Annotated in this window: 24 protein-coding genes; 15 read left to right on the plus strand and 9 right to left on the minus strand. The window is 62.0% G+C overall.

Annotated features, from left to right (window positions below; all coding sequences use genetic code 11):
* Positions 1–3: 3 nt before the first annotated feature.
* The 6 genes from hemC to rsd all read left to right on the plus strand — a co-directional run bounded on the left by hemC (position 4) and on the right by rsd (position 5,517).
* Positions 4–945: a hydroxymethylbilane synthase gene (gene hemC / locus HX817_RS21310; protein ID WP_008439333.1), complete on the plus strand. Its 942-nt coding sequence runs from the start codon at positions 4–6 to the stop codon at positions 943–945.
* Positions 942–1,709 (plus strand): uroporphyrinogen-III synthase, encoded by a 768-nt coding sequence (locus tag HX817_RS21315; protein WP_177041092.1) that lies wholly within the window; start codon positions 942–944, stop codon positions 1,707–1,709. The genes hemC and HX817_RS21315 overlap by 4 nt, the downstream gene beginning before the upstream one ends.
* Before the next feature lie 18 nt (positions 1,710–1,727).
* Positions 1,728–2,846, plus strand: a complete 1,119-nt coding sequence (locus HX817_RS21320) for a uroporphyrinogen-III C-methyltransferase (RefSeq protein ID WP_003208826.1) — start codon at positions 1,728–1,730, stop codon at positions 2,844–2,846.
* Between the two features lie 5 nt (positions 2,847–2,851).
* Positions 2,852–4,093, plus strand: coding sequence for a heme biosynthesis protein HemY (locus HX817_RS21325; protein WP_003208828.1), 1,242 nt, complete (start codon positions 2,852–2,854; stop codon positions 4,091–4,093).
* Between the two features lie 237 nt (positions 4,094–4,330).
* Positions 4,331–4,852 (plus strand): disulfide bond formation protein B, encoded by a 522-nt coding sequence (locus tag HX817_RS21330; protein ID WP_003208831.1) that lies wholly within the window; start codon positions 4,331–4,333, stop codon positions 4,850–4,852.
* 206 nt (positions 4,853–5,058) lie between these two features.
* Positions 5,059–5,517: a sigma D regulator gene (gene rsd, locus HX817_RS21335; protein ID WP_177041094.1), complete on the plus strand. Its 459-nt coding sequence runs from the start codon at positions 5,059–5,061 to the stop codon at positions 5,515–5,517.
* Positions 5,518–5,570: 53 nt separating this feature from the next.
* Here rsd and HX817_RS21340 read toward each other — a convergent pair whose 3' ends face one another.
* Positions 5,571–6,236, minus strand: a complete 666-nt coding sequence (locus HX817_RS21340) for an FKBP-type peptidyl-prolyl cis-trans isomerase (RefSeq protein ID WP_003208833.1) — start codon at positions 6,234–6,236, stop codon at positions 5,571–5,573.
* Between the two features lie 192 nt (positions 6,237–6,428).
* On the opposite strand from HX817_RS21340, the gene HX817_RS21345 reads away from it, so the two are divergent.
* Positions 6,429–7,526, plus strand: coding sequence for an AlgP family protein (locus HX817_RS21345; protein ID WP_177041096.1), 1,098 nt, complete (start codon positions 6,429–6,431; stop codon positions 7,524–7,526).
* On the opposite strand, the gene HX817_RS21350 is transcribed toward HX817_RS21345, so the two are convergent.
* The gene (locus HX817_RS21350) at positions 7,523–7,984 is read right to left on the minus strand and encodes a TIGR02444 family protein (protein WP_177041098.1); all 462 of its coding nucleotides are present in this window, start codon (positions 7,982–7,984) and stop codon (positions 7,523–7,525) included. The two genes, HX817_RS21345 and HX817_RS21350, sit on opposite strands and share 4 nt — an antisense overlap.
* Before the next feature lie 50 nt (positions 7,985–8,034).
* Between HX817_RS21350 and HX817_RS21355 the strand changes: the two genes are divergently transcribed.
* The 3 genes from HX817_RS21355 to HX817_RS21365 all read left to right on the plus strand — a co-directional run bounded on the left by HX817_RS21355 (position 8,035) and on the right by HX817_RS21365 (position 11,344).
* Positions 8,035–9,945 (plus strand): ATP-binding cassette domain-containing protein, encoded by a 1,911-nt coding sequence (locus tag HX817_RS21355; protein WP_003208841.1) that lies wholly within the window; start codon positions 8,035–8,037, stop codon positions 9,943–9,945.
* On the plus strand, positions 9,945–10,508 hold the full coding sequence (locus HX817_RS21360; protein ID WP_008439307.1) for a mechanosensitive ion channel family protein: 564 nt from the start codon (positions 9,945–9,947) through the stop codon (positions 10,506–10,508). Before HX817_RS21355 ends, HX817_RS21360 begins: the two co-directional genes overlap by 1 nt.
* A 203-nt stretch (positions 10,509–10,711) precedes the next feature.
* On the plus strand, positions 10,712–11,344 hold the full coding sequence (locus HX817_RS21365; protein WP_003208844.1) for a LysE family transporter: 633 nt from the start codon (positions 10,712–10,714) through the stop codon (positions 11,342–11,344).
* Positions 11,345–11,485: 141 nt separating this feature from the next.
* Here HX817_RS21365 and HX817_RS21370 read toward each other — a convergent pair whose 3' ends face one another.
* Genes HX817_RS21370 through HX817_RS21385 form a run of 4 tightly spaced genes read right to left on the minus strand, consistent with a single transcriptional unit; the run spans position 11,486 to position 14,635 of the window.
* On the minus strand, positions 11,486–12,229 hold the full coding sequence (locus HX817_RS21370; protein ID WP_177041101.1) for a penicillin-binding protein activator LpoB: 744 nt from the start codon (positions 12,227–12,229) through the stop codon (positions 11,486–11,488).
* Between the two features lie 3 nt (positions 12,230–12,232).
* The gene (gene lpoB, locus HX817_RS21375) at positions 12,233–12,820 is read right to left on the minus strand and encodes a penicillin-binding protein activator LpoB (protein WP_003214026.1); all 588 of its coding nucleotides are present in this window, start codon (positions 12,818–12,820) and stop codon (positions 12,233–12,235) included.
* A 35-nt stretch (positions 12,821–12,855) separates the two neighbouring features.
* On the minus strand, positions 12,856–13,227 hold the full coding sequence (locus HX817_RS21380) for a YcfL family protein (RefSeq protein ID WP_008439304.1): 372 nt from the start codon (positions 13,225–13,227) through the stop codon (positions 12,856–12,858).
* 10 nt (positions 13,228–13,237) lie between these two features.
* A complete protein-coding gene (locus HX817_RS21385) occupies positions 13,238–14,635 on the minus strand; it encodes a COG3014 family protein (RefSeq protein ID WP_003214023.1) in 1,398 nt (465 codons plus the stop codon).
* Between the two features lie 307 nt (positions 14,636–14,942).
* Between HX817_RS21385 and HX817_RS21390 the strand changes: the two genes are divergently transcribed.
* Both HX817_RS21390 and HX817_RS21395 read left to right on the plus strand, forming a co-directional pair.
* On the plus strand, positions 14,943–16,838 hold the full coding sequence (locus tag HX817_RS21390) for a cytochrome c/FTR1 family iron permease (protein ID WP_008439302.1): 1,896 nt from the start codon (positions 14,943–14,945) through the stop codon (positions 16,836–16,838).
* Between the two features lie 2 nt (positions 16,839–16,840).
* Complete coding sequence (locus tag HX817_RS21395) at positions 16,841–17,293, plus strand: YaiI/YqxD family protein (protein ID WP_003214020.1); 453 nt, start codon at positions 16,841–16,843, stop codon at positions 17,291–17,293.
* Here HX817_RS21395 and elbB read toward each other — a convergent pair.
* Entirely contained in the window at positions 17,290–17,955 is a 666-nt protein-coding gene (gene elbB, locus HX817_RS21400; protein WP_177041102.1) for an isoprenoid biosynthesis glyoxalase ElbB, read from the minus strand. The two genes, HX817_RS21395 and elbB, sit on opposite strands and share 4 nt — an antisense overlap.
* Positions 17,956–18,070: 115 nt before the next feature.
* Between elbB and HX817_RS21405 the strand changes: the two genes are divergently transcribed.
* Complete coding sequence (locus tag HX817_RS21405; RefSeq protein WP_177041104.1) at positions 18,071–19,306, plus strand: sterol desaturase family protein; 1,236 nt, start codon at positions 18,071–18,073, stop codon at positions 19,304–19,306.
* On the opposite strand, the gene HX817_RS21410 is transcribed toward HX817_RS21405, so the two are convergent.
* Positions 19,287–19,925: a DedA family protein gene (locus tag HX817_RS21410; protein ID WP_003214015.1), complete on the minus strand. Its 639-nt coding sequence runs from the start codon at positions 19,923–19,925 to the stop codon at positions 19,287–19,289. The two genes, HX817_RS21405 and HX817_RS21410, sit on opposite strands and share 20 nt — an antisense overlap.
* Before the next feature lie 229 nt (positions 19,926–20,154).
* Between HX817_RS21410 and hemB the strand changes: the two genes are divergently transcribed.
* On the plus strand, positions 20,155–21,168 hold the full coding sequence (gene hemB / locus HX817_RS21415) for a porphobilinogen synthase (protein WP_177041106.1): 1,014 nt from the start codon (positions 20,155–20,157) through the stop codon (positions 21,166–21,168).
* An 18-nt stretch (positions 21,169–21,186) separates the two neighbouring features.
* The gene (gene ppk1, locus HX817_RS21420) at positions 21,187–23,415 is read left to right on the plus strand and encodes a polyphosphate kinase 1 (RefSeq protein ID WP_003214009.1); all 2,229 of its coding nucleotides are present in this window, start codon (positions 21,187–21,189) and stop codon (positions 23,413–23,415) included.
* Positions 23,416–23,601: 186 nt separating this feature from the next.
* Here the strand turns inward: ppk1 and ppx are convergent, their stop codons facing one another.
* On the minus strand, positions 23,602–25,104 hold the full coding sequence (ppx, locus tag HX817_RS21425) for an exopolyphosphatase (RefSeq protein ID WP_003214007.1): 1,503 nt from the start codon (positions 25,102–25,104) through the stop codon (positions 23,602–23,604).
* Positions 25,105–25,364 lie beyond the last annotated feature (260 nt).

Here is a 25,364-nt window from a genome sequence, read left to right on the forward strand (position 1 = left end):
TCCATGTCCTCTCGCGAAATCCGCATCGCCACCCGTAAAAGCGCCCTGGCCTTATGGCAGGCCGAATACGTCAAAGCACGCCTTGAGCAGGCTCATCCTGGCCTGAAGGTGTCCCTGGTGCCCATGGTCAGTCGCGGCGACAAGCTGCTTGATTCGCCATTGTCGAAAATCGGCGGCAAGGGCCTGTTCGTCAAGGAACTGGAAACCGCGCTGCTGGAGAACGAAGCCGACATCGCCGTGCATTCTATGAAAGATGTGCCCATGGACTTCCCCGAAGGCCTGGGCCTTTTTTGCATCTGCGAGCGCGAAGACCCCCGCGATGCCTTCGTTTCCAATACCTACGCCTCCCTGGATGAGCTGCCGCTGGGCAGCGTCGTCGGCACCTCCAGCCTGCGTCGCCAGGCGCAGTTGCTGACCCGCCGCCCGGACCTGCAAATCCGCTTCCTGCGGGGCAACGTCAATACTCGCCTGGCCAAGCTCGACGCCGGTGAATATGACGCGATCATTCTCGCGGCAGCCGGCTTGATCCGCTTGGGCTTTGAAGACCGCATCACCTCGGCCATCAGCGTCGAAGACAGCTTGCCGGCCGGCGGGCAGGGCGCTGTGGGCATTGAATGCCGCACCGCCGACAGCGAAATTCATGCGCTGCTCAAGCCGCTGGATCACCAGGACACCGAAATTCGCGTCACCGCCGAACGTGCCCTGAACAAGCACCTCAATGGTGGCTGCCAGGTACCGATCGCCTGTTACGCCGTGCTTGAGGGCGAGAACCTCTGGCTGCGTGGCCTGGTGGGCGACCCGAGTGGTGGGTTGTTGCTCACCGCAGAGATTCGCGGGCCGCAAAGCGAGGCCACCAGCCTGGGTATCAAGGTCGCCGAGGAACTGCTGGAAAAAGGCGCCGGTGCCATTCTGCAAGCGGTGTACGGCGAGGCCGGGCCGCAGTGATGCAATGGCGTGTGCTGCTGACGCGGCCTGCCGAGGAGTCGGCGGCCCTGGCGGCGACGTTATCCGAAGAAGGTGTTTTCAGCAGCAGCCTGCCGTTGCTGGAGGTTGAAGCGCTGCCTGTCACGCCTGAACAACAGACTGTTTTTCGCGAGCTGGACCGCTATTGCGCGGTGATCGTGGTGAGCAAGCCGGCCGCGCGCCTGGGCTTGCAGTTGTTGGCTCAACACTGGCCGCAACCGCCGGCGTTACCGTGGTTCAGTGTCGGCGCTGCTACGGCGCAGGTGTTGGCCGAGCATGGCCTTGATGTCAGTTATCCCCACGACGGCGACGACAGTGAAGCCTTGCTTGAACTGGTCGCCTTGCGCGAGGCTATCTCGAAGCCCGGCGCCCGGGTGCTGATCCTGCGGGGCGAGGGCGGGCGAGAGCTGCTGGCTGAGCGTTTACGCGAGCAAGGTGCTAGTGTCGACTATCTGGAGTTGTATCGCCGTTTCCTGCCGGACTACGACCGTGCAACGCTGACCCAGCGCATAAACGTGGAACGCTTGAACGGCGTGGTGGTCAGCAGTGGGCAGGGTTTTTTACACCTGCAAGCGCTGGCCGGTACAGATTGGCCCCAGGTGGCACAGCTGCCGTTGTTCGTGCCCAGCCCGCGAGTCGCCGAGATGGCGCGTGCCGCTGGCGCGAAAGAAGTTGTGGATTGTCGTGGCGCCAGTGCCGCGGCTTTGTTAGTGGCGTTACGGAGTGTTTCCGTTCCCACTCTCTAATACGCAAAGGATGGATACGTGAGCGAAACAGCCTTGCCTAAAGATGAAGCTCAGCCCGCGCTTGATGCGCCTGTTGAGACACCGGTCACCACCGCCCCGCGCCGTGGCAACGGCCTGGCCATCGTGGCCTTGTTGCTCGGCGCCGCCGGCGTTGCCGCCGGTGGCTGGGGGATCTGGCAGGTCCGCGCACTGCAGGCGAGCAGCCAGCAACAGCTGGGCCAAGTGCAAACCCTGGACGACCAATCCCAGAGCCTCAAGCAGAGCCAGCAGCAGCTGTCGGCCCGTCTGGGGCAACTGCCCGGCGCCGATGAGCTGGAAGAGCGTCGCCGGCTGGTGGCGCAATTGCAGGGTGATCAACAACGTCTGAGCCAGCGCCTGGAAACGGTGCTGGGGGCCAGCCGCCAGGACTGGCGCCTGGCCGAGGCCGAGCACTTGATCCGCCTGGCCAGCCTGCGTCTTTCCGCCTTGCAGGACATCAACAGTGCCCAGGCACTGGTCCAGGGCGCTGACGAAATCCTCCGCGAACAAAGTGACCCTGGCTCCTACGCCGCCCGTGAGCAGTTGGCCAAGAGCCTCGCCGCGTTGCGCAATATCGAACAGCCCGACCGTACCGGGCTGTACCTGCAACTGGCGGCATTGCGCGATCAGGTCGTGCAGTTGGCGGCCATCGCGCCGGAATACCAACTCCCTGAAGCGGCCAATGATGGGCGTCCGACCACCGACACGGACAGCCGTTGGAGTCAGTGGTGGGCGCAGATCTCGCGGTATTTCCGCATCGACTTCAATCCTGATGACAACATTCGCCCGCTCCTGGCAGGGCAAGGCCTGAACCAGGTGCGCCTGGCCCTGAGCCTTGCACTTGAGCAGGCGCAATGGGCGGCGCTCAACGGCGAGCCGGCGGTGTACAGCCGATCCCTGGGCGAGGCTCGCAGCGTGTTGCAGGACAACTTCAATCAAGACAACCCGCAAAGCAAAGCCATGCTGGCCCGTATTGCCGAGCTTGAGCCCAAGGCCGTCTCGGTGGTCACGCCGGACCTGGCCGCGAGCCTGGCTGCCGTGCAGGCTTACCTTGACCGTCGCCACCTGTCTGCCGAGGAAGCCAAGGCTTCCGCTGGCAAGCCGGCGACCCAGGAGTAAAGCCGATGAAGCGCTTCTATGTGATCCTGGTGCTGGCGATTGCGATCGCCCTGGCACTGGCCGTGGGCATTTCGAAACATACCGGCTACGTGCTGATTACCTATCCCCATGTGCTGCATTACGAGTCGGGGCTGTGGTCGACGCTGGTGGCGTTGTTTGCCATCGGCCTGGTGATCTATTTGGCCAGGGTGCTGCTGGGCCTGGTGCTGACCTCGGGTGGCGTGGTCAATCCGTGGTCGCGGCGCAACCGCAGCCGTCGGGTCCAGGTTGCCATCGAGCAGGGCCAGATGGACCTCGCCGAAGGGCGCTGGGCCAGTGCCGAGCGCCACTTGCACCGTGCGGCCGAAGCCGAACGCCAGCCATTGCTCTACTACCTCGGCGCCGCCCGTGCGGCCAACGAACAGGGCCGTTATGAGGAAGCGGATGGCCTGCTGGAACGCGCGCTTGAGCGCCAGCCCCAGGCCGAACTGGCGGTAGCCTTGAGTCATGCGCAGTTGCAGATGGACCGCGGTGACACCGATGGCGCCCTGGTCACCCTGCAGGCCATGCATGAGCGTCATCCGCATAACGTCCAGGTATTGCGCCAACTGCAGCGGCTGTATCAACAGCGTGGCGATTGGTCTTCGGTAATCCGGCTGTTGCCGGAGTTGCGCAAGGACAAGGTGTTGCCGCCTGCCGAGTTGGCCGACCTGGAGCGACGCGCCTGGGGCGAGAACCTGACCCTGGCTGCCCAGCGCGAAGAGCAGGGCGAGGCCGGGCAGCAATCCCTGGAGCTGGCCTGGCAACAACTGACTTCGGCCCAGCGCCAGGAGCCGCAACTGGTGCTGGCGTACGCCGAACAATTGCGCCAGTTGGGCGCGGACGCCAAGGCCGAAGAAGTGCTGCGCGGTGCCCTCAAGCGCGAGTACGACAGTCATCTGATCCGGCTCTACGGGCTGCTGCGTGGCAGCGATCCGGCGAAGCAGTTGAAGTTCGCCGAAGGCTGGCTCAAGGACCATCCAGGCGATGCCAGCCTGCTGCTGACCCTGGGGCGCCTGTGCCTGCAAAACAGCTTGTGGGGCAAGGCGCGGGACTACCTTGAAAGCAGCCTGCAGGTGCAGCGCAACCCTGAGGCCTGCGCCGAGCTGGCACGCCTGCTGGCGCAGTTGGGCGACACCGAGCGCAGCAACCAGTTGTTCCAGGAAGGCCTGGGCTTGCTGGACAAGCGTTTGCTGGCGTCACCGCTGCCGGTGCCGGCACGGGTTTGAAGTAGGAAACAGAGTAAGGGTTGCCTCAGAATTGTCTGGTGGCCAACCCTTCAATAACGCCCAATAGCTGTAGTCAATACGGCTTGTAGTAAACTCCTACGTAGACGCGCGTTTAATCGCTCGCCTTCTGACGGGATATCCCTACGCTCTCGCGGAATCGTCTGCTCTGGCGCGTATTGAAAGGGGTAAGGTCTTTCCTCTACCGTAACTACCTATCTCTTGCGTTGCGGATAAACAATGTCTTTGGCCCCCTCACGCTCCCTGTTCCTCCTGGCGTTCCTGGCTGGTGCGCTGACGCTGGGCGCGTCCTTTTACCTGGAATACGCCGCGCTTTTGCGGCCTTGTTTCCTGTGCCAGGTGCAACGAATTCTTGTGGCTGCCTTCACGCTGATCAATCTCGTGGCAGCGATTCATGGGCCGAAGCGGTCCGGGATCTACCTGTATTGGGCGGCGAGCATGGGGTGTGCAGTGCTGGGCGCCATTACCGCCGTACGCCAGGTGCTGCTGCAAAATACGCCGCCGGAACAGTTGCCTGCCTGTTGGCCCGGCCTTCAATCCATGATCGAGAACCTGTCGCTGAGAGAGACGTTGGCCTTGATCTTCAAGGGCACCGTCGACTGCGTGGAAATCAACTGGACGCTGTTCGACTTGAGTATTCCCGAGTGGAGCCTGCTGTTCTTCGTGGCGATGCTGATCCTTGGCATCGCGCAGTTCTCGCGGTTGCTGCTGAGCCAGCGTTTTGGCCTTGCACGGCACTGACAGGTAACCGCAGGTTGTAGGAAGGGATTAAACACTTGTATGAACTTTCTCTCCTGCGTACCTTGATGACATAGTCGTGCGGGCATAATCTGGCCCGCACGCGTTATTGAAACAGACTGTTCGATGCACCTTTGCCCGGTTGCCGCTTTAACCTTGAAGTGTTGCGCGGGCAGCGTGCGGCGCCCCTATAGGGAAGAGAGATCATCATGCTGGAACGTTGTCAGAATGCTCAGGAACGCTGGGGTGGGGTGCACAAACTGATCGATGGTTGGTTGAAAGCGCGTCACGAACTGGTTCGGGCCTTTGATGCTCTCGGTGCCAAGCCCGAAGCGCTCAGCGAGAACCGCAAGCCGTTGCAGGAATTCTGCGGCGTATTGGTGGACTACGTATCGGCGGGGCACTTCGGTGTCTACGAGCAGTTGACCAGAGAGGCCGAGGCTTTCGACGATCAACGTGGCCTCGATTTGGCGGAGACGATTTACCCGCGTATCGATGTCATCACCGAGAAGCTGCTGGCGTTCAACGACCTGTGTGATGCCGGCCAGTGCGTTGCAGAAAAATTCAAAGAGCTGGGTGGTTTGCTTCACGAGCGTTTCGAGCTGGAAGATTGCCTGATCGAAGTGCTGCACAACGCTCACAAGGAAGAGTTGACGGCTAAGGCCTGACTCCCCCCGACACAAGAAAACGGTGCGCATTGCGCACCGTTTTTCGTTTGGGCTCAGGCGCCCGCCTTGAGCAATTCGATCTCGAATACCAGCGGCGTATAAGGCGGGATCAGTTCGCCTGCGCCATCAGCGCCATAGGCTTGGTCGGATGGAATCACCAGGCGCCACTTCGCGCCCACCGGCATCTGTTGCAACGCACTGCGCCAGCCATTGATCACACTGTCCAGGCGAAACCACTGAGGTTGTGTGCTCTTGTCGAAGACGGTCCCGTCGGGTAACCGCCCAACATAATTCACTTGCACGCGATCATCGGCCGCCGGTTTCTTCCCGCTGCCAGGGGTCAGTTCGGTCAGCAGGATGCCGTCTGCCAATTCACGCACACCACTTTTGGATTTCTCACTGGCTAAAAATTGTTGCTCGGCAGCGAGTGCCTTTTCACTTTGTGGTGCTCGATTGTCCGGCGCGTTTTGTGCTTCGTGCTGGGCAAGGATCTGTTCGATGCGTGTGTCGTCCAGGGCCAGTGGCTTACCTTGATAGGCCTGTTTGAGTCCGTCGATCAGCGCCTCTACCTGCAACCCAGGCATCTCCTGGCGCAGGCGCTCACCCAGGCTCGCGCCCAGGCTGTAGGCCAGGTCGTGGTCATCTTTGGAGGGGGATTTCTCGCTTGCGTTGGCCACGCAAAGCACCACGCTCAACACTAAAAAAAGGTAACGCGACATGGGCGTTCTCCAGCCGAAAGTGCGATGGATTATGCCAGTGTGAATGCTTAAAAAGTGGCGTGGATTTTCGTTATATCAATAAGAATTTTCGTGCGGTGCAACGCAAGCCAATCGATACTGTCAACATGCCCTAGCGGCGGTAAGAGCAGAGGGCTAGTATGAGCCGCACCCACGTCAGCCAGGAGGTAAACCATGTCGGCCAAACAGAAGCCTGTAAATACCCCGTTGCATTTGCTCCAACAACTTTCGGGCAGCCTGCTCGAACATTTGGAAAGCGCTTGTTCACAAGCCTTGGCTGATGCTGAGAAGTTGCTCGCCAAGCTTGAAAAACAACGCGGCAAAGCTCAGGAAAAACTGCACAAATCCCGCACCAAACTGCAAGGCGCAGCGACCGCTGGCAAAGCCAAGGCACAAGCCAAGGCCAAGGACGCCGTCAAAGAACTTGAGGACTTGCTCGACGCCCTCAAGGATCGTCAATCCGAAACCCGCACCTACATTTCCCAACTCAAGCGTGATGCTTCCGAGAGCCTGAAATTGGCCCAGGGTGTTGGTCGTGTGAAGGAAGCTGTAGGCAAAGTGCTGAGCACCCGTGCTCCGGCTAAAGCTGTTGCAGCCAGCGCGGCGAAAAAACCAGCCAGCAAGGCCGTCGCTGCCAAGGCACCTGCAAAAGCTGCGGCCAAGCCTGCAGCAAAAGCACCGGCTAAATCGGCTGCCAAACCGGCGGCTAAAACTGCTGCTGCAAAACCAGCTGCCAAGCCAGCTGCTAAAACCGCTGCTGCAAAACCAGCGGCCAAACCAGCCGCTAAAACCGCTGCTGCAAAACCAGCTGCCAAGCCAGCCGCTAAAACTGCTGCTGCGAAACCAGCTGCCAAGCCAGCCGCTAAAACTGCTGCTGCGAAACCAGCCGCGAAGCCAGCTGCTAAAACCGCTGCTGCGAAACCAGCTGCGAAGCCAGCCGCTAAACCCGCTGCTGCAAAACCTGCCGCGAAGCCAGCCGCTAAACCTGCTGCTGCAAAACCAGCTGCCAAGCCAGCCGCGAAGCCGGCCGCTAAACCTGCTGCTGCGAAACCAGCTGCCAAGCCGGCCGCCAAACCTGCTGCTGCCAAACCAGCCGCTAAACCTGCCGCTAAACCTGCCGCCGCCAAGCCAGCACCAGCCAAACCAGCTACTCCAGCTGCAAAGCCTGCGACCCCGGCTGCACCTGCTGCCAGTACCACAGCGCCAACCGCACCGGCCAGCAGCACGCCTGCACCGGCAGCGCCAAGCGTCACCCCAACCAGCGCTTCCTAAGTGCCGGTAACCGCGGCGCGCAGCTGATGCAGCGCGTCGTGGTCAAGGTTGGCGGCTTCGGCCGCCAGTCCTTCAACCCATGCTTGATGATTCACCTCGGCCATCGGCCAATGCTGCGCCACACCTTCCAGGCGTGATAGCAGCAGCCTTTCTGCATCCAATTCCAAAGCCTTGACCCGCTCCCGTAACGCTCCCAGCTCAGCATCCTGCTGCGCCATGGCCCGCCATTGCGTGCGTACTTGCCGCAGCGGCTCAACCACCTCCGCCTGCCACGGCCCGGCGATCTGTCGCAGTGCCTGCAAGCGCGACGGTTGCGGCGCCACACCCCGCTGCTCCAGCCACAACCCGCACAACACCAGGCACACATCAGCCCCTTGCGCCTGCAAGCGCAGGCACGCGTCCTCGACGCCCGAGCGGGCGTAGGTCGAGAGGGCAAAGCTCCACAGGTCAGCGCACATATTCACACCCAAGCCAGCGGCCAACGAAGCTGGTAGACTCCGCCGCCATTATGATCCGACTTCAAAGCCTAACATTACAGCGTGGCCCGCAACGTCTTCTCGAAGACGCCGAGCTGACCCTGCACGCCGGTCACAAAGCCGGCCTGATCGGTGCCAACGGCGCCGGCAAATCCACGTTGTTCGCCTTGCTGCTGGGTGAGCTGACTCCCGACTCCGGGGATTGTCTGCTGCCGGCCGACTGGCGCATCGCCCATATGCGCCAGGAGATCGACACCCTCGACCGCATTGCGATCGACTACGTGCTCGATGGCGACCTGCGCCTGCGCCAGGTGCAACACGACCTCGCCGAGGCCGAGAAAGCCCAGGACGGCGCCGCACAGGCCCGCCTGCACTCGGAACTGGACAGCGCCGACGGCTACACCGCCGACGCGCGTGCGCGCAAGATGCTTGCCGGCCTTGGCTTTACCAACGAACAGATGGACCGCCCGGTCGCCGACTTCTCCGGTGGCTGGCGCATGCGCCTGAACCTGGCCCAGGCACTGATGTGCCCCTCGGACCTGTTGCTGCTCGATGAACCCACCAACCACTTGGACCTCGATGCGATCCTGTGGCTGGAAGACTTCCTGAAAAGCTACCCGGGCACCTTGCTGCTGATTTCCCACGACCGGGATTTCCTCGACGCCGTGGTGGACAACATTGCCCACGTCGACCAGAAGAAAATCACCCTGTACCGCGGCGGCTACAGCGCCTTCGAACGCGCCCGTGCCGAACGCCTGGCCCAGCAACAGCAGGCCTACGAGAAGCAGCAGGCGCAGCGCGCACACATGGAAAGCTACATCGCCCGGTTCAAGGCCCAGGCCACCAAGGCCCGTCAGGCCCAGAGCCGGATCAAGGCCCTGGAGCGCATGGAAGAACTGTCGGCGGCCCACGTCGATTCACCGTTCGACTTTGTGTTCCGCGAGTCGGTGAAAATCTCCAGCCCGTTGCTGGACCTTTCCGATGCCCGCCTGGGCTATGGCGACAAGACCATCCTCGAGAAGGTCAAGTTGCAGCTCACCCCTGGCGCGCGGATCGGCCTGCTCGGCCCCAACGGCGCGGGCAAGTCGACCTTGATCAAAAACCTCTCGGGCGAATTGCAGCCCCTGGCCGGCCGCCTGGTGCGCGGTGAGAACCTGGTGGTGGGCTACTTCGCCCAGCACCAGCTGGATTCCCTCGACGCCAAGGCCAGCCCGCTGCTGCACCTGCAGCGCCTGGCGCCGACCGAACGCGAACAGACCCTGCGGGACTTCCTCGGTGGTTTCGACTTCCGTGGTGCGCGCATCGACGAGCCGGTGCTGAATTTCTCCGGTGGCGAAAAGGCCCGCCTGGCCCTGGCCCTGATCGCCTGGGACCGGCCAAACCTGTTGCTGCTCGACGAACCGACCAACCACCTCGACCTGGAAATGCGCCTGGCGTTGACCATGGCCCTGCAGGAATTCAGCGGCGCGGTACTGGTGGTGTCTCACGATCGCCACCTGCTCAAGAGCACCACGGATAACTTCCTGCTGGTGGCTGATGGCAAGGTCGAGGAATTCGACGGCGACCTGGAAGACTATGCCCGTTGGCTGTCGGACTACCGCCTGCGCAACGCGCCGGTCAGCAACACGCCGGTCAACCCGGACAAGACCGACAAGAAGGCCCAGCGCCAGGCCGCGGCTGCATTGCGTCAGCAACTGGCCCCGCACAAGCGTGAAGCGGACAAGCTGGAAGCCGAATTGGGCAAGATCCACGAGAAGCTGGCGAAGATCGAAACCAGCCTGGGTGACAGCGCCGTCTACGAGCCGGCCCGCAAGGATGAATTGCGCGACCTGCTGGCCGAACAGGCCAAGCTCAAGGTACGTGAAGCGCAGTTGGAGGAGACCTGGATGGAAGCCCTCGAACTGCTGGAATCCTTGCAAGCGGAGCTGGAGGCGCTGTCCTGATGGAAGCGCTGCAACTGCCGCTGCCGGCCCAATGGATCGCGCCGATCTGGGTGGCCGTACAGATTCTGCTGATCCTGCTGGCCGGCTATCTCGCCCAGCGTTTCGTCGCCAAATGCCTGAACCGCCTGGGGGAACGTTATCCGTTCCCGCCGCAGTTGCTGATGCCGCTGCGCGGCGGCCTGCGCTGGCTGATCATGGGCAGCGCGCTGATCTTCGTGCTGGAGCGCCTGGGCGTCTCTGCCACGGTGTTGTGGACGGCGTTGTCGGGTTTTGTGGCGGTGGCCGCGGTGGCGTTCTTCGCCATGTGGTCGGTGTTGTCCAACCTGCTGTGCGCCATCCTGATCTTCACCGTCGGGCCGTTCCGCCTGGGCGATGTGGTCGAGTTGGTGGACACCGTCGACAAGCCCGGCGTCAAAGGCCGGGTGGTGGCGATCAACCTGCTCTACACCACGCTGATCGAAGTGGAAGAGGCCGGTACCGGCAGTGTCATGGTGCAAGTGCCCAACAGCCTGTTCTTCCAGCGCTCGGTGCGCCGTTGGCGCGGCAGCGACGTGCTGCCTTAACCTGTGGCGAGGGAGCTTGCTCCCGCTGGGCTGCGTAGCAGCCCCAAAAAAAGCCGGGAGCGCTACGCACTCCAGCGGGAGCAAGCTCCCTCGCCACAGCAAGCCCCCTCGCCACAAAGGCGCACCCCAAAATTTTTCTAGCCATTTCTCAGCCGGCAGCGTTAGTTTAGAAACATTCAGCAAACTAAGCTCTGAGGTGTGTAATGGCGCTCGACACATGGCTGGCCTTTTTCCTGGCCAGTTGGATCATCAGTCTTTCCCCTGGCGCCGGTGCCATTGCGTCGATGTCCAGCGGCCTGCAATACGGTTTCCTGCGCGGTTACTGGAACGCCCTGGGCCTGCAATTGGGCCTGGCGATGCAGATTGCCGTGGTCGCCGGTGGCCTGGGGGCGATTCTTGCCGCATCCTCCACCGCGTTCTATGCGATCAAATGGTTTGGCGTAGCGTACCTGGTGTACCTGGCCATCAAGCAATGGCGCGCGCTGCCAACCGACCTGAGCGATGACGCGGCGATTCGCCCGATCGGCAAGCCGATGGCGATGATGTTCCGCGGGTTCCTGGTCAACGCCAGCAACCCCAAGGCCCTGGTGTTCATGCTGGCGGTGCTGCCGCAGTTCGTGAACCCGCAGGCGCCGCTGCTGAACCAATACCTGATCCTGGGTGCGACAATGATCTGCGTGGACATGATCGTGATGGCCGGCTACACCGGGCTGGCGTCGAAAGTGTTGCGCCTGTTGCGCACACCGAAGCAGCAGAAACGCATGAACCGTACGTTTGCTGGCTTGTTCGTTGGGGCGGCGGGGTTCCTGGCCAGCTTGCATCGCGCAACGGCGTAACTGACGAAACCGGATCAAAAATGTGGGAGCGGGCTTGCTCGCGAATGCGCAGTGTCAGTCACCAGATGTATTGACTGATCCACCGCATTCGCGAGCAAGCCCGCTCCCACATTGGTTTTATGTCGGTAGCGGGATTTTCGTTCAGCGCAGGATCTTCGGCGCTTCATCCCGTGGCAGGTTATTGCGCAATGCAGGCTGTCCAGGTGCTTCCTGATAACCACCGCCGAGTTGTTCGGCCAACTGCCGCGCCACATCCTCGCCCAACGCCTTCGACACTTCCCGCACCACGCGAGGCCGGTTCAGGCTCACGCGCACGTCACGGTTGTTCACCAGCTTGGTGTCTTGGCCTTCGCCCATGGCGGTAAACGCCGAGGTGATTTCAAAAGTGCGGGTGTTGATCAGGCTGAAATCCGCCACCAGCGTCAGGCCCAGCACCGCCGAGTAGCTGTTGGTGTGGTCCAGCACGTTGATGTCCTGGGTGAAGTCGATGTCCGACAAGGTGCCGAACAGCACGTAGTCCGCACCCTTGAAGTTACCGGCCTTGATCCGCTTGATCACGTCATACACATCGCCCTTGGCGTCCGCGGTGTAAGGCGTGCCCTGCACCAGCTGGAACTGCCGCGACTTGAGGATTTCCCCCTTGATGTCGCCGCTGAACTTGCGCAGCTCGGTCTGCTCGATGTAGCTGGTACGACTTTCGTATTCGCTGTAGCTCGAGGCGCCGCTGGCGTTGTAGGCGCTGGCCTGGAAATTATTGCTGGCCGCGACCTGGTGGATGTACTCCTCCACGCGAGCCTCGTAGGCCAGGTCGGTTACCGCGATCTTCGGTGCGGCCGAGGCGCCAAAGGCGCACAGCAGGCCGATCATGCCGATCCATGCACGCATTGCTTAGCGCTCCGTGGTCTTGCGGATTTCTTTTTCGTCCATCCATTCGGCCAGGCCGCTTTCGACGTCGACCAGTTGCAGGCTGAACTTGTAGAACACGTCCTTGTAGTCCGAGCTGCGCTTGACGATGGAGCTGATGGAGCCTTCCAGGCGGTACTTGGCGGCGACCATGTTGCCGGTCTTGCTGACGGTCGACTTCTTATACAGGCCGCTCTGGTTCTGCAGCTTCAGCTGGTCGACCTGGCTTTGCATGTCAGTGTTGTCGCTGGCGAAGCGGGCGGTGCCGGTCTTCATCAGCTGGGTCTTGATCGACGTGGTGATCTCGCGGGTATCGATGTACTCGCTGGTCTTGTTCTTCACGTCATACACCTGCACCACCGGGCGGCCTTGCAGGATGCCGGACTGGGCCAGGGAGCGGGTCATGCTTTCGGCGATCATCTGCAGGTCGGTGGAGCCGAACTCGTTGGTCACCAGTTCCACGGCCTTGCTGTCGCCGTAGCTGATGTTTTTACCGCCCAGGACTGGCGAGGTGTTGGCGCAGCCGCTGGCCAGGACGGCCACCACGGCGAGGAACGAGAAGCGTGCAAACATGGGGATGTCTCTCTGAAACTGAATGAGTGGGTGGATCAAGGCGTCTTCACTTCAAGGCGGAAGTCGGCAGCCTGGGGCAGGTTGGCGATGGCCGGCAGGAAGGTCGCCTGGTTTGCGTAGAGGTTCAGCACCTTCCAGGTCTCTTCATCACCCACCGGGAAACCGTCGGCACCCAGCCAGGCGAAGCGGTAATACATCATCTGGTTGCTACTGGTGATGTTGCTCAACTGCACCTTGGCGGTCAGGAAACCGTTTTCCCGGGCGACACGGATGGCGCCGACGGCGATGCCCTTGAACTTGCCCATCACCACGATCTTGCTCGCGGCGCTTCCGGGTTCCGGCGGTGGCGGGGTGGCGCAACCGGCCAGCAGGACCAGCGCCAGGGCGCCGAGGATGAAATGACGCATAGCGTGCTCCTTAAGGTTGTTTGAGAGTGGCGACGGCCTGGGGCGGATTGTTCTGCACCACGTGGGCTGCAAGACCGCCGGCGAAGACTTGGTTGCCGACCACGCGCAGGGTGATCACCTGGTAGCGCTGATCGGCCTTGACCGTCACCAGCGTGCCGCCCAGGGCGTTGGGCAGGCTGACCTGGTGCTCGCCGTGCTTGAGGCGCAGGCGTGTCACCTGGGTCATGTCCGGCAGGGTGCGCCAGGTGCGGGTGTCGGCGCCTTCGGTGACGGCCGAGGCAATACCGAGTACCAGGCCCGCCATCGGGTTGGTCTTGTTCAGGTTGTTCTGGGTGATGCCGCGAGTGACGGCGCGCACGGTGGTGCGCAGGATGATCCCCGGCATGTCATCCCGCAGGGCGCGGCGGGACATGGCGGTGGTGCTGTTGAGGGCAGTGAGGTTCTGTTGCCGGCCGTCGACACCGATCTGGGCGAAGGGCGCGGTCGAGGTGTCGGGCTTGATCACCGGGAACGACAGTGGCGTGATCACCAGGTGGCCGTCGATGGGGATCGGCAACGGCAGGCGAATCGAGTCGCGGGCCGGCGCCAGGCCGCTTTGCACCACGATCAGCACGTCAGTCTCGTCCGCACCGACCTTGGATTTGTCCAGGTCGAGCAGGGCCTGTTCCAGCAGTGGTGTGTTGGGGCGCAGTTCGGCGGCCTTGCGATAACCCGGTGCGGCCAGGTCTTTTTCGCCCAGGGCTTCGTAGACGAAGCCGGCCAGGTAGTGGCTGAACGCGCTCTGGTAGCTGTTCTTCAGGCCTACCACTTCAGGGGCGTTGAGGCTTTCCACCGGGTAGCCGCGCAGGTCCTTGAACTGGGTCGCGATGCCCTGGCGCTCGGCCTCGTTTTCGCTCTTGAGGTATTCCTTGTCCCGCAGGTCGGCAATCACCGCTTCGCGTTCGTGGGTCTTCTTGATCTCGGTGCGGGCACCGTCGAAGTCATTCAGCGCCAGCAGGTTCAGGGCCATCTGGGTGGTCAGCATGACCTTTTCGTAGTCGTAGCCTTCGTAACGGCGGACCTTGTCATTGACCAGGAAGGCGCCGAACTGCGCGAGGTACTTGTCGGTGTCGAACTTGACCGACTCTTCCCACTTGTAGACTTGCAGGTCGGCGCTGCGCCAGGCGACCTGGCTGCCGGTCAGGTCGCCCTTGGCGCGCAGCAACTCACCCTTTTCGAAGTAGTAGAGAAGGTCCTTGTCGTCGCCGGTGTTGTTCTTCTCAAGCAGCGTCAGCGCGGCGTCGACGTTGCCGGTGGCCAACTGCTGATTGGTGGCTTGCAGCTCGGTGTCGTAGCTGCGAAACATCGAACAACCGGACAGCAAGGTCACTGCCGCGAGCGCGAGCGAGGTAAAGGCGCGAGATGCCATCGAAGAGCTTCTTCCCTGAACGTAATCGGCCGAATGTGCTGGTCGGGCCGAATCACCAATGGCAGGAACGCGTTGCGATCCGGCCAATTCCTCATAAAAAGAGGAGCTGAAATGCCATTTCGAAATAACGAAGGCGCGGCATTATAAGCTGCATTACTGGCAAAACAATGGCCTTTTGGATCCGATTTTTAGCTCGGATGCCACCACCTCAGTGTCGTTATCCCCATCCCCGAATCACTAACGCCTTGAGTCAAACCCCTTAAGGTTTGACAATGTGTTACTTCGTATTTCCCTTTGAGATTCATTCATGATTGCCCCCTTCCGTTTTCTTGCCTGGCTGGTGCTGCCGGCGTTGATGTCGTGCAGCTTCAACCTGCTGGCTGCGACTGCCGAGGGCGCCCCGCAGGCCCTGCATTTACTGGATTACATCGGTGCGGACTACCCGCCGACGGTGGAGGCGGGCAAGGTTATCGATGATTCCGAATACCGTGAACAGGTAGAGTTTCTCGGGGTGTTGCAGGGGCTGGTGGCCGATCTGCCGGAAAAGCCCGAGCGTGCCGAACTGATCAAAGGCGTGGATGAACTGCTGGCCGCCGTAACAGCCCATCAGGACGGCGCGGTGGTTGCGCACCAGGCCCGGCAATTGGGCGCCAAGTTGGCAGTGGCCTATGAAGTCAGCCAGGCCCCGGCCATTACCCCCGATCCGACGCGCGGTGCGCCGCTGTACGCGCAGAACTGCTCGGTGTGCCACGGCGCCACAGGCGCCGGCGATGGCCCCGCAAGCGTGGGCATGACGCCGCCGCCCGCCAACCTGCGGGACGCTGCACGCCTCGATCGCTTGAGCCTCTACGCGATCTACAACACCCTGGGTCTGGGCGTGGAAGGCACCGACATGCCGTCGTTTGCCGATCAACTGGACGACCGCCAGCGCTGGGACCTGGCGACCTATATCGCCGGCTTCACCGCCGACCCGGCTGCCGCGAACAGTGAAAAGTCCTTCAACCTCGCCGACCTCGCGCGCCAGACCCCCAACGAAGTGCTGGCTGCCGAAGGTCCCGGCGCAGTTGCCACCTTCCGCGCCCAGCGCGCCCAACCGCCGCAGGTCAAGCGTGGCCCGGCGCAGTTGCTTGATTACACCGCGGCCACCCTCGACAAAAGCCTCGCCGCGTTCCGCAATGGCGAGCACGAGCAGGCCTACGACCTGTCGGTAGCCGCCTACCTGGAAGGTTTCGAGCTGGTTGAAAGCTCCCTCGATAACGTTGATGCCAACGTGCGCAAGGACACCGAAAAGGCCCTGATGGCCTACCGGCAGTCATTGCAGGACGGCTTGCCGATCGAGCAAGTGCAGCAGCGCCTGGATGTGGCCAAGGGCAAGCTCACCGAGTCGGCCGGCCTGCTGGGCAGCGATGGCTTGAGCTGGTCCCTGAGCTACATCTCCGGTTTGCTGATCCTGCTGCGCGAAGGCCTGGAAGCGATCCTGGTGTTGGCGGCGATTCTCGCGTTCCTGCGTAACACCGGCCAGCAATCGGCGGTGCGCAGCGTCAACGTCGGCTGGGGCCTGGCGCTGTTGGCCGGCTTGGCGACGTGGGCGTTGGCGGCTTATGTGATCGACGTCAGCGGCGCCCAGCGCGAGTTGCTGGAAGGCTGCACGGCGCTGTTTGCCAGCGTGATGGTGCTGTGGCTCGGGGTGTGGATGCACGACCGCCGTCACGCGGCCGCCTGGCAGGACTACATCAAGAGCAGCCTGGTAGGCGGTGGCGGGCGCTTCGGTTTTGCGATGCTGGCGTTCTTCTCGGTGTACCGCGAGCTGTTCGAAGTGATCCTGTTCTACGAAACCCTGTGGTTGCAGGCCGGCCCTGCCGGGCACAACGCGGTATTGGCCGGTGGCGCCACGGCGCTGGTGCTGTTGGTGGGCCTGGCCTGGGTGATTCTGCGGGGCTCGGCGAAACTGCCGCTGGCGCTGTTCTTTGGCATCAACGCGGCGTTGCTGTGCGCGCTGTCGGTGGTATTCGCCGGGCATGGCGTCAAGGCGTTGCAGGAAGCCGGGATCTTCGGCACCCGGCCGGTCGCGTTCTTTGACTTCGACTGGCTGGGCATTCACGCCGATGCCTATTCCCTGAGCGCTCAGGCTGTGGCGATCCTGGCGATTGTGGTGCTGTACGGTCGCAGCCGGCTCGCTGAAAAGCGCCGGGTGGTGGCTTAACCATGCGCGTGTGGATCGATGCAGACGCCTGCCCCCGGGCAGCCAAGGATCAGGTGGTGAAGTTCGCCCTCAAGCGCCAGTTCGAAGTGGTGCTGGTGGCCGGGCAGAGCCAGATCAAGCCGAGCTTCTCGTGCGTGAAGTTGATCGTGGTGCCCAGCGGCCCGGACGCGGCCGATGACTACCTGGTTGAGCACGCCGTGCCCGGTGACCTGGTGATCTGCAGCGATGTGCCGTTGGCCGACCGCTTGGTGAAGAATGGCGTGGCTGCGCTCGACCCACGAGGCAAGGAGTTCAGCCCGCAGAACATGAGCGAGCGGCTGGCGGTGCGTAACCTGTTCACCGATCTGCGGGAGCAGGGGCAGATGGGCGGTGGCCCGCCGCCCCATGGGGACAAGGACAAGCAGGCGTTTGCCAATTCGCTGGATCGGATTCTGACCCGGCTGATGAAGGCCTAATCGTTCTCGTGGGTCAGTTCCAGCACCCGGTCCACCAGCTTGTTGATGCCTGACGCCACTTCGCTGATGCGTTTGCCCAGCATGTAGGCCGGGGTACTCACCAGCTTGCGCGCCTTGTCTTCGACGATGTCGTCGACCGCGCATTCCTGGTGGGTGGCGCCCATCTTGTTCATGGCGGCTGCGGTGTCGGCGTCATTGCCGATGGTGCAGGTCACGCCTGGGCCATAGATCTTCGCTGCCAGCGCCGGCGAGATGCAGATCAGCCCGACGGGCTTGCCCGCTTCGGCAAACGCCTCGGCCAGTTCCAGCACCTGCGGGTTGACGCTGCACCCGGCGCCTTCCACGGCAAAGTTCGACAGGTTCTTCGCCGCGCCAAACCCCCCGGGCACGATCAGTGCGTCGAAATCCTCGGCGTTGGCCTCACGAATGTCCTTCACCTCGCCACGGGCAATGCGCGCCGACTCCACCAGCACATTGCGCGACTCGGGCATCTCCTCCCCCGTCAGGTGGTTGATCACATGCAACTGGGCAATGTTCGGCGCAAAACACTGCACCTCGGCGCCGCGCTGGTCCAGGCGCAGCAGGGTGATCACGCTTTCATGAACCTCAGCCCCGTCGTACACGCCACAGCCGGAAAGGATCACTGCAATCTTTTTGCTCATGGGCATTTCTCCTGATTCATGGCGTTAAATGTCTACTCATTTGTCACTCATTGCCAATGGGATATCCAGCCGCTACACCTACTCTAGATGTAACAATAATTGACCGGACTTGCCCATGGACTTCGTCCCTTACGCGGTACCGTTTTTCATTGCCTTGATCGTGGTCGAGCTGCTGGCCGACTACCGGCGCGGCCAACGCAACTACCGGGTGGCTGACGCCATCAACAGCCTCAGCACCGGCGTGCTGTCCACCACCACAGGGCTGCTGACCAAAGGGGTGGGCATCCTCACCTACGCCTTCGCGCTCAAGCACCTGGCGATCATCGAGCTGTCGGCCCAAAGCGTCTGGACCTGGGTGTTCGCCTTTGTGTTCTATGACTTCTGCTACTACTGGCTGCATCGCATGGGCCATGAGCGCAACATCCTCTGGGCCGCGCATTCCGTGCACCACCAGAGCGAGGACTACAACCTCAGCACCGCCTTGCGCCAGACCAGCACCGGCTTCCTGCTGAGCTGGATCTTCTACTTGCCGCTGGCCGTGTTGGGCGTGCCGCTGGTGGTGTTTATCAGCGTGGCGTCCCTCAACCTGCTGTATCAATTCTGGGTGCATACGCGGCATGTGCCGAAGCTCGGCTGGTACGAGTGGTTCTTCGTCACGCCATCCAATCATCGGGCCCACCATGCACAGAACGCTCTCTACATGGATCGCAACTACGGCGGGGTGTTCATTATTTGGGACCGCCTGTTTGGCTCCTTCCAGGAAGAAGACGATAACGAGCCGGTAATCTTTGGCGTGACCACGCCCTTGGCCAGTTGGAACCCGCTGTGGGCCAACCTGCAGTTTTATGCGCAGCTGTGGAGTGATGCACGGCGCACCGAAAGTGGGTGGGACAAGCTGCGGATCTGGTTCATGCGCACCGGTTGGCGCCCGGCGGATGTGGCGGCAAAGTACCCGATGGCCAAGCCGGACTTGAGCCAGTTCCGCAAGTTCGAGGTGCCGCTGGATGGGCGCCAACAGATTTACATCGCGCTGCAGTTTGCCGCGTACGTGGGTTTTGGCAGCTACCTGATGAATTTCGGCGAGGGCTTGCCGACCGCTGCCCTGGTGTTGGGCTGGAGCGCGATGGCATTGGGGTTGTTTACCCTGGGGGTGGCGCTGGAGAACCGCCCGTGGGCGTTGAAGGCTGAACTGCTGCGCCTGGCACTGAATGTGCCGCTGGTTTGGCTGGCGCCGCTGGTGGGGCTGTGGCCGGCCAGCTCGTTGGGCTGGCTGGGCCTGGTCAGTTACAGCTTGCTCAGCGGCATCGGCCTCTACTGTTGCAGAGACCGGCTTACTCGACTGGCGTCGTAGGCTTTTCGGCTTTTTCAGGTTCGCCGGCCGCCAGGCGAACCTTCTCGGCGGCACAGGCTTCGCGGGTCAGGCGGGCGTTCTTGACGCGCCGGCGAATCCACAAGCCCAGGCCCAGCACCAGCAGTGCGCCCAGCACCCACAGCTCGTATTTCTTGACGCTGCCCAGCATGCCTTCCAGTACCGCGCCGAAATGGTAAGCCGCAGCCCCCAGCGCTGCGGCCCACACGGCGGCGCCAATCCCGTTGAGCAACAGGTAGCGGCCCGGCGGATAGCCCGACAAACCAATGGCCACAGGCATCACCGTGCGCAAACCGTAGACAAACCGGAAGCTCAGCACCCAGATGTCCGGGTGCTTGCGAATATGCTCCAGGGCCTTGTCGCCCAGCAGTTGCCAGCGCGGCTTGCGCGCCAACAGTTTGCGGCCGTGCTTGCGTCCCAGGAAGTACCACAACTGGTCGCCGGCGTAGCTGCCGAAAAAGGCAACGACCACCACCAGGTTGATATCCATGTATCCACGGAACGCCAGGAAGCCTGCGAGAACCAGGATGGTTTCGCCTTCGAAGAAGGTGCCTAGGAACAGCGCAAAGTAGCCGAAGTCATGCAGAAATTGTTGAAGCATGGTCTGGGTGCTGGCGAAATGAACGCGCAGCCTACGCCTTCGTGAACATTCATGAAAGTATCGAGATGTGTCACGAAGTGAACAATTCCTACATAAACGACGAATGCGACTACAGGTCGCACGCCGGTTGCCTTACGGCGCATGAGCTAACCACAACTGTAATTCCTTCGTCATAATGGCCGCTTATAACTGTCACGCTCGCCCGTCAAGCCGGGCTCAGGAGTCTGCCGTGAGCTTTACCCCCGCCAACCGCCTGTTTCCCGCCACTCGTCTGCGTCGCAACCGTCGTGATGATTTTTCCCGGCGCCTGGTGCGTGAAAACGTGCTGACGGTGAATGATCTGATCCTGCCGGTGTTTGTGCTGGACGGTGAAAATCGTCGGGAAGCGGTGGCGTCGATGCCGGGCGTGGAGCGCTTGACCATTGATTTGCTGCTCGAAGAGGCCGCGAACTGGGTTGAACTGGGGATTCCGGCGCTGGCGCTGTTCCCGGTCACGCCGTCCGGGCTGAAGTCACTGGACGCCGCCGAAGCCTGGAACCCCGACGGCATCGCCCAGCGCGCCACCCGCGCCTTGCGTGAACGCTTTCCGGAGCTGGGGGTGATTACCGATGTGGCGCTGGACCCGTTCACCACCCACGGGCAGGATGGCATTCTCGACGAAGAAGGCTATGTTCAGAACGACATCACCGTTGATGCGCTGGTAAAACAGGCCTTGTCCCACGCCGCAGCGGGCGCCCAGGTGGTGGCCCCCTCGGACATGATGGACGGTCGCATCCAGGCGATTCGCGAAGCCCTGGAGCTGGCCGGCCACGTCAACGTGCGCATCATGGCCTACTCGGCCAAGTACGCCAGCGCCTATTACGGCCCGTTCCGCGATGCGGTGGGTTCGGCGCTGAACCTGGGCAAGGCCAACAAGGCCTCGTACCAGATGGACCCGGCCAACAGCAACGAAGCCCTGCACGAAGTGGCCGCGGACCTGGCCGAAGGCGCCGACATGGTGATGGTCAAGCCCGGGATGCCGTACCTCGACATCCTTTATCGGGTCAAAGAGGAATTCAAGGTGCCGACCTTTGTCTATCAGGTCAGCGGTGAATACGCCATGCACATGGCCGCGATCCAGAATGGTTGGTTGAGTGAAGGGGTGATCCTTGAATCCCTGACTGCCTTTAAACGCGCGGGTGCCGATGGCATCCTGACTTACTTCGCCGCCCGCGCTGCCCAATTGCTTAGAGAGCAACACTAGCCCTCACAGGAACACTCGATGAATACCGAAGGACTCACAGAAGTTGCCGTAAAAGACGCTCACCCGGTGGTCGAACAAGCTACCGAGACCCCGCCGGAGCTGGAGCCGGCCCCGCCTGCCGTGGTGGCCGAAGCGCCCGCTGCCGCGCCGGTACCGGTGGTTGCGGTTACCAACCTGGATGACAGCAGCCTGTACATCCATCGCGAGCTGTCACAACTGCAATTCAACATCCGCGTGCTGGAACAGGCACTGGATGAGTCCTATCCGTTGCTGGAGCGGCTGAAATTCCTGCTGATCTTCTCCAGCAACCTGGACGAGTTCTTCGAGATCCGTGTCGCCGGCCTGAAGAAGCAGATCACGTTCGCCCGTGAACAAGCCGGTGCCGACGGCCTGCAACCGCATCAGGCCCTGGCCCGCATCAGCGAGCTGGTACACGGCCACGTGGACCGCCAATACGCGATCCTCAATGACATCCTGCTGCCGGAACTGGAAAAGCATCACGTGCGCTTCATCCGGCGCCGGCACTGGACCACCAAGATCAAGACCTGGGTGCGCCGCTACTTCCGCGACGAAATCTCGCCGATCATCACCCCCATCGGCCTCGACCCGACGCACCCGTTCCCGCTGCTGGTGAACAAGAGCCTGAACTTCATCGTCGAGCTGGAAGGTATCGATGCCTTCGGTCGCGACTCGGGCCTTGCGATCATTCCGGCACCGCGCCTGTTGCCACGGATCATCAAGGTACCGGAAGAGGTGGGGGGCGCTGGCGATAACTATGTATTCCTTTCGTCGATGATCCACGCCCACGCCGATGACCTGTTCCAGGGCATGAAGGTCAAGGGCTGCTACCAGTTCCGCCTGACCCGTAACGCCGACCTGGCGCTGGACTCCGAAGACGTCGAAGACTTGGCCCGCGCCCTGCGCGGCGAGCTGTTCTCCCGTCGCTACGGTGATGCGGTGCGCCTGGAAGTGGCGGACACCTGTCCGAAACACCTGTCCGACTACCTGCTCAAGCAGTTCAACCTGAGCGAGACCGAGCTGTACCAGGTCAATGGCCCGGTGAACCTGACGCGCCTGTTCAGCATTACTGGCCTGGACAGCCACCCGGAGCTGCAATACACGCCGTTCACCCCGCAGATCCCGAAACTGCTGCAAAACAGCGAGAACATCTTCAGTGTGGTGAGCAAGCAGGACATTCTGCTGCTGCACCCGTTCGAGTCCTTCACCCCGGTGGTCGACCTGCTGCGTCAGGCCGCCAAGGACCCGCACGTGCTGGCTGTGCGCCAAACCCTGTACCGCTCCGGCGCCAACTCGGAAATCGTCGATGCGCTGGTAGACGCCGCGCGTAACGGCAAGGAAGTGACGGCGGTGATCGAACTGCGGGCGCGGTTCGACGAAGAGTCCAACCTGCAACTGGCCAGCCGTCTGCAAGCCGCCGGTGCGGTGGTGATCTACGGCGTGGTCGGCTTCAAGACCCACGCCAAGATGATGCTGATCCTGCGCCGCGAAGCCGGTGAGATCGTGCGCTACGCCCACTTGGGCACCGGCAACTACCACGCCGGCAACGCCAAGCTCTACACCGACTACAGCCTCCTGACCTCCGACGACGCCTTGTGTGAAGACGTCGGCAAGCTGTTCAGCCAGTTGATCGGCATGGGCAAGACCTTGCGCATGAAGAAACTGCTGCACGCGCCGTTCACCCTGAAGAAGGGCATGCTCGACATGATTGCCCGCGAGACCCAGTTCGCCCTCGAAGGCAAGCCGGCGCACATCATCGCCAAGTTCAACTCGCTGACCGATCCGAAGATCATCCGCGCGCTGTACAAGGCCAGCCAGTCGGGTGTGCGTATCGATTTGGTGGTGCGTGGCATGTGCTGCCTGCGGCCGGGCATCGCCGGGGTCTCCCATAACATCCACGTGCGTTCGATCATCGGGCGCTTCCTGGAGCACACGCGGGTGTTCTACTTCCTCAATGGCGGCGAGGAGCAGATGTTCCTCTCCAGTGCCGACTGGATGGAGCGCAACCTCGACAAGCGTGTGGAGACCTGCTTCCCGGTGGAAGGCAAGAAACTGATCATGCGGGTCAAGAAGGAGCTGGAAAGTTATCTCACCGATAACACCCACAGCTGGAGCCTGCAGTCGGACGGGCGCTACGTGCGCAACACCCCGACCGGCAACCAGAACCCGCGCAGCGCCCAGGCGACGTTGCTGGAGAAGCTGGGCAGCCCGATTCTGACGGTGAACTAAAAACCGACGCGGTCAAAAATGTGGGAGCGGGCTTGCTCGCGAAAGCGGTGGATCAGTCGATGAATCTGTTGACTGACACTCCGCCTTCGCGAGCAAGCCCGCTCCCACATTTGTTTTGTGGCGTTGGATTGTTCCCACGCTCTGCGTGGGAATACATCCTGTGACGCTCCGCGTCACTCACTCATATCAGCGCACGTTCAGCGTGAACCCAACCCGCGTCAGCCACTCGGCTTCCTGGGCGAAATCCGCCTGGGTCAGCTGGTTTTCATCCAGCCAGTTCTTCGGGAATACCACGTCCAGGCTGTCGGCATTGGCCCGCAGGACCACTTGCGGCATTTCCTGGGTACCACGGATGTGGTGGAACAGGATCGCAAACCGCAGCAGCGCGCACAGGCGAATCAGCTTGATGCCCTCGGCACCGAACTCGGCAAACTTGTCCCGGGGGATGTTGCGGCGGTGGCCGCGTACCAGCAGCGCGAGCATCTGCTGGTCTTCACGGGAGAAACCCGCCAGGTCCGAGTGCTCGATCAGGTAGGCGCCGTGCTTGTGGTAATGGTAGTGGGCGATGTCCAGCCCCACTTCATGGACCTTGGCCGCCCAGCCCAGCAGTTCACGCCACACGCCGTCTTCCAGGTCCCAGTCCGCTGCGACCTGGTCGAAAGCATGCAGCGCCTTGCGTTCAACCCGCGCTGCCTGTTCCAGGTCGACGTGGTAACGCTCCATCAACGAGCTGAGGGTGCGCTCACGGACGTCTTCATGATGATGACGGCCCAGCAGGTCGTAGAGCACCCCTTCACGCAGGGCGCCATCGCAGTGGTCCATGCGTTGCAGTTCGAGGGCGTCGAAAATCGCTTCGAGAATCGCCAGGCCCGCCGGGAAAATGGTGCGGCGATCAGGCTTGATGCCTTCGAAGTCGATCTTCTCGGCATCCCCCAGCTTGAACAGCTTGCGCTTGAGCCAGGCCAGGCCTTCGGCGTTGACCTCGCCAGTGCCATGGCCGCCGGCCTTGAGGGCCAGGCCGATGGCGCGGATGGTGCCGGACGAACCGATGGCCTCATCCCAGGTCAGGCGGTGCAGGGCGTGCTCGATGCTCATGATCTCCAGCCGCGCCGCCGTATAAGCCTGGGCGTAGCGGGCCGGGGTGATCTTGCCGTCCTTGAAATAGCGCTGGGTGTAGCTGACGCAGCCCATTTGCAGGCTTTCGCGCAGCAGCGGCTCGAAGCGCTGGCCAATAATGAATTCGGTACTGCCACCGCCGATGTCGGCCACCAGGCGCTTGCCCGGAGTGTCGGCCAGGGTGTGGGACACGCCGAGGTAGATCAGGCGCGCTTCCTCGCGGCCGGAGATGACCTCTACCGGGTGCCCGAGGATCTCCTCGGCGCGGCGGATGAACTCGCCCCGGTTGCGGGCTTCGCGCAGGGCGTTGGTGCCGACGATCCGCACGGCGCCCGGGGGCATGCCGTTGATCAGTTGGGCAAAGCGCTTCAGGCAATCGAGCCCGCGCTGCATGGATTCTTCATTGAGCTGACGCTCGTCGTCGATCCCGGCAGCCAGCTGCACTTTCTCGCCGAGCCGCTCAAGGATGCGGATTTCGCCGTTCTGGGCCTTGGCCACGACCATGTGGAAGCTGTTGGAGCCCAGGTCGATGGCGGCGATCAGGGACAGATTCTTGGCTTGGGATTGCGGCATGGTTAAGGGGTCTCGGTCGATAACCTCGCCATCGTGCCACGATCAACCGCTGACGCCAACGCGTAGTGCTTCCGGAATTCGCTCATCGGTGTCTTGGAGGAAAATCTGCAGGATATGTAGGGCGATTCTTGATGCGCCTGGCGATTGTTCCGTAGGGCAAGTGGAGTAACGGAAATCTCCAGCTTTAATAGGCTTCCTGAATATGCCTACATGGCTGGGTTATTTGTTCCAGTCGATAATTAAGTCAGGACTACTGCAAG

Source organism: Pseudomonas sp. C6002 (assembly GCF_013385805.1).
Classification (GTDB): domain Bacteria; phylum Pseudomonadota; class Gammaproteobacteria; order Pseudomonadales; family Pseudomonadaceae; genus Aquipseudomonas.

Excerpts from the sequence above, each read along its gene's own strand:
- hemC (WP_008439333.1), top strand. The coding sequence starts at position 4 with ATGTCCTCTCGCGAAATCCGCATCGCCACCCGTAAAAGCGCCCTGGCC.
- HX817_RS21325 (WP_003208828.1), top strand. The coding sequence starts at position 2,852 with ATGAAGCGCTTCTATGTGATCCTGGTGCTGGCGATTGCGATCGCCCTG.
- HX817_RS21330 (WP_003208831.1), top strand. The coding sequence starts at position 4,331 with ATGTCTTTGGCCCCCTCACGCTCCCTGTTCCTCCTGGCGTTCCTGGCT.
- rsd (WP_177041094.1), top strand. The coding sequence starts at position 5,059 with ATGCTGGAACGTTGTCAGAATGCTCAGGAACGCTGGGGTGGGGTGCAC.
- HX817_RS21340 (WP_003208833.1), bottom strand. The coding sequence starts at position 6,236 with ATGTCGCGTTACCTTTTTTTAGTGTTGAGCGTGGTGCTTTGCGTGGCC.
- HX817_RS21345 (WP_177041096.1), top strand. The coding sequence starts at position 6,429 with ATGTCGGCCAAACAGAAGCCTGTAAATACCCCGTTGCATTTGCTCCAA.
- HX817_RS21350 (WP_177041098.1), bottom strand. The coding sequence starts at position 7,984 with ATGTGCGCTGACCTGTGGAGCTTTGCCCTCTCGACCTACGCCCGCTCG.
- HX817_RS21355 (WP_003208841.1), top strand. The coding sequence starts at position 8,035 with ATGATCCGACTTCAAAGCCTAACATTACAGCGTGGCCCGCAACGTCTT.
- HX817_RS21360 (WP_008439307.1), top strand. The coding sequence starts at position 9,945 with ATGGAAGCGCTGCAACTGCCGCTGCCGGCCCAATGGATCGCGCCGATC.
- HX817_RS21365 (WP_003208844.1), top strand. The coding sequence starts at position 10,712 with ATGGCGCTCGACACATGGCTGGCCTTTTTCCTGGCCAGTTGGATCATC.
- HX817_RS21370 (WP_177041101.1), bottom strand. The coding sequence starts at position 12,229 with ATGCGTGCATGGATCGGCATGATCGGCCTGCTGTGCGCCTTTGGCGCC.
- lpoB (WP_003214026.1), bottom strand. The coding sequence starts at position 12,820 with ATGTTTGCACGCTTCTCGTTCCTCGCCGTGGTGGCCGTCCTGGCCAGC.
- HX817_RS21380 (WP_008439304.1), bottom strand. The coding sequence starts at position 13,227 with ATGCGTCATTTCATCCTCGGCGCCCTGGCGCTGGTCCTGCTGGCCGGT.
- HX817_RS21385 (WP_003214023.1), bottom strand. The coding sequence starts at position 14,635 with ATGGCATCTCGCGCCTTTACCTCGCTCGCGCTCGCGGCAGTGACCTTG.
- HX817_RS21390 (WP_008439302.1), top strand. The coding sequence starts at position 14,943 with ATGATTGCCCCCTTCCGTTTTCTTGCCTGGCTGGTGCTGCCGGCGTTG.
- HX817_RS21395 (WP_003214020.1), top strand. The coding sequence starts at position 16,841 with ATGCGCGTGTGGATCGATGCAGACGCCTGCCCCCGGGCAGCCAAGGAT.
- elbB (WP_177041102.1), bottom strand. The coding sequence starts at position 17,955 with ATGAGCAAAAAGATTGCAGTGATCCTTTCCGGCTGTGGCGTGTACGAC.
- HX817_RS21405 (WP_177041104.1), top strand. The coding sequence starts at position 18,071 with ATGGACTTCGTCCCTTACGCGGTACCGTTTTTCATTGCCTTGATCGTG.
- HX817_RS21410 (WP_003214015.1), bottom strand. The coding sequence starts at position 19,925 with ATGCTTCAACAATTTCTGCATGACTTCGGCTACTTTGCGCTGTTCCTA.
- ppk1 (WP_003214009.1), top strand. The coding sequence starts at position 21,187 with ATGAATACCGAAGGACTCACAGAAGTTGCCGTAAAAGACGCTCACCCG.
- ppx (WP_003214007.1), bottom strand. The coding sequence starts at position 25,104 with ATGCCGCAATCCCAAGCCAAGAATCTGTCCCTGATCGCCGCCATCGAC.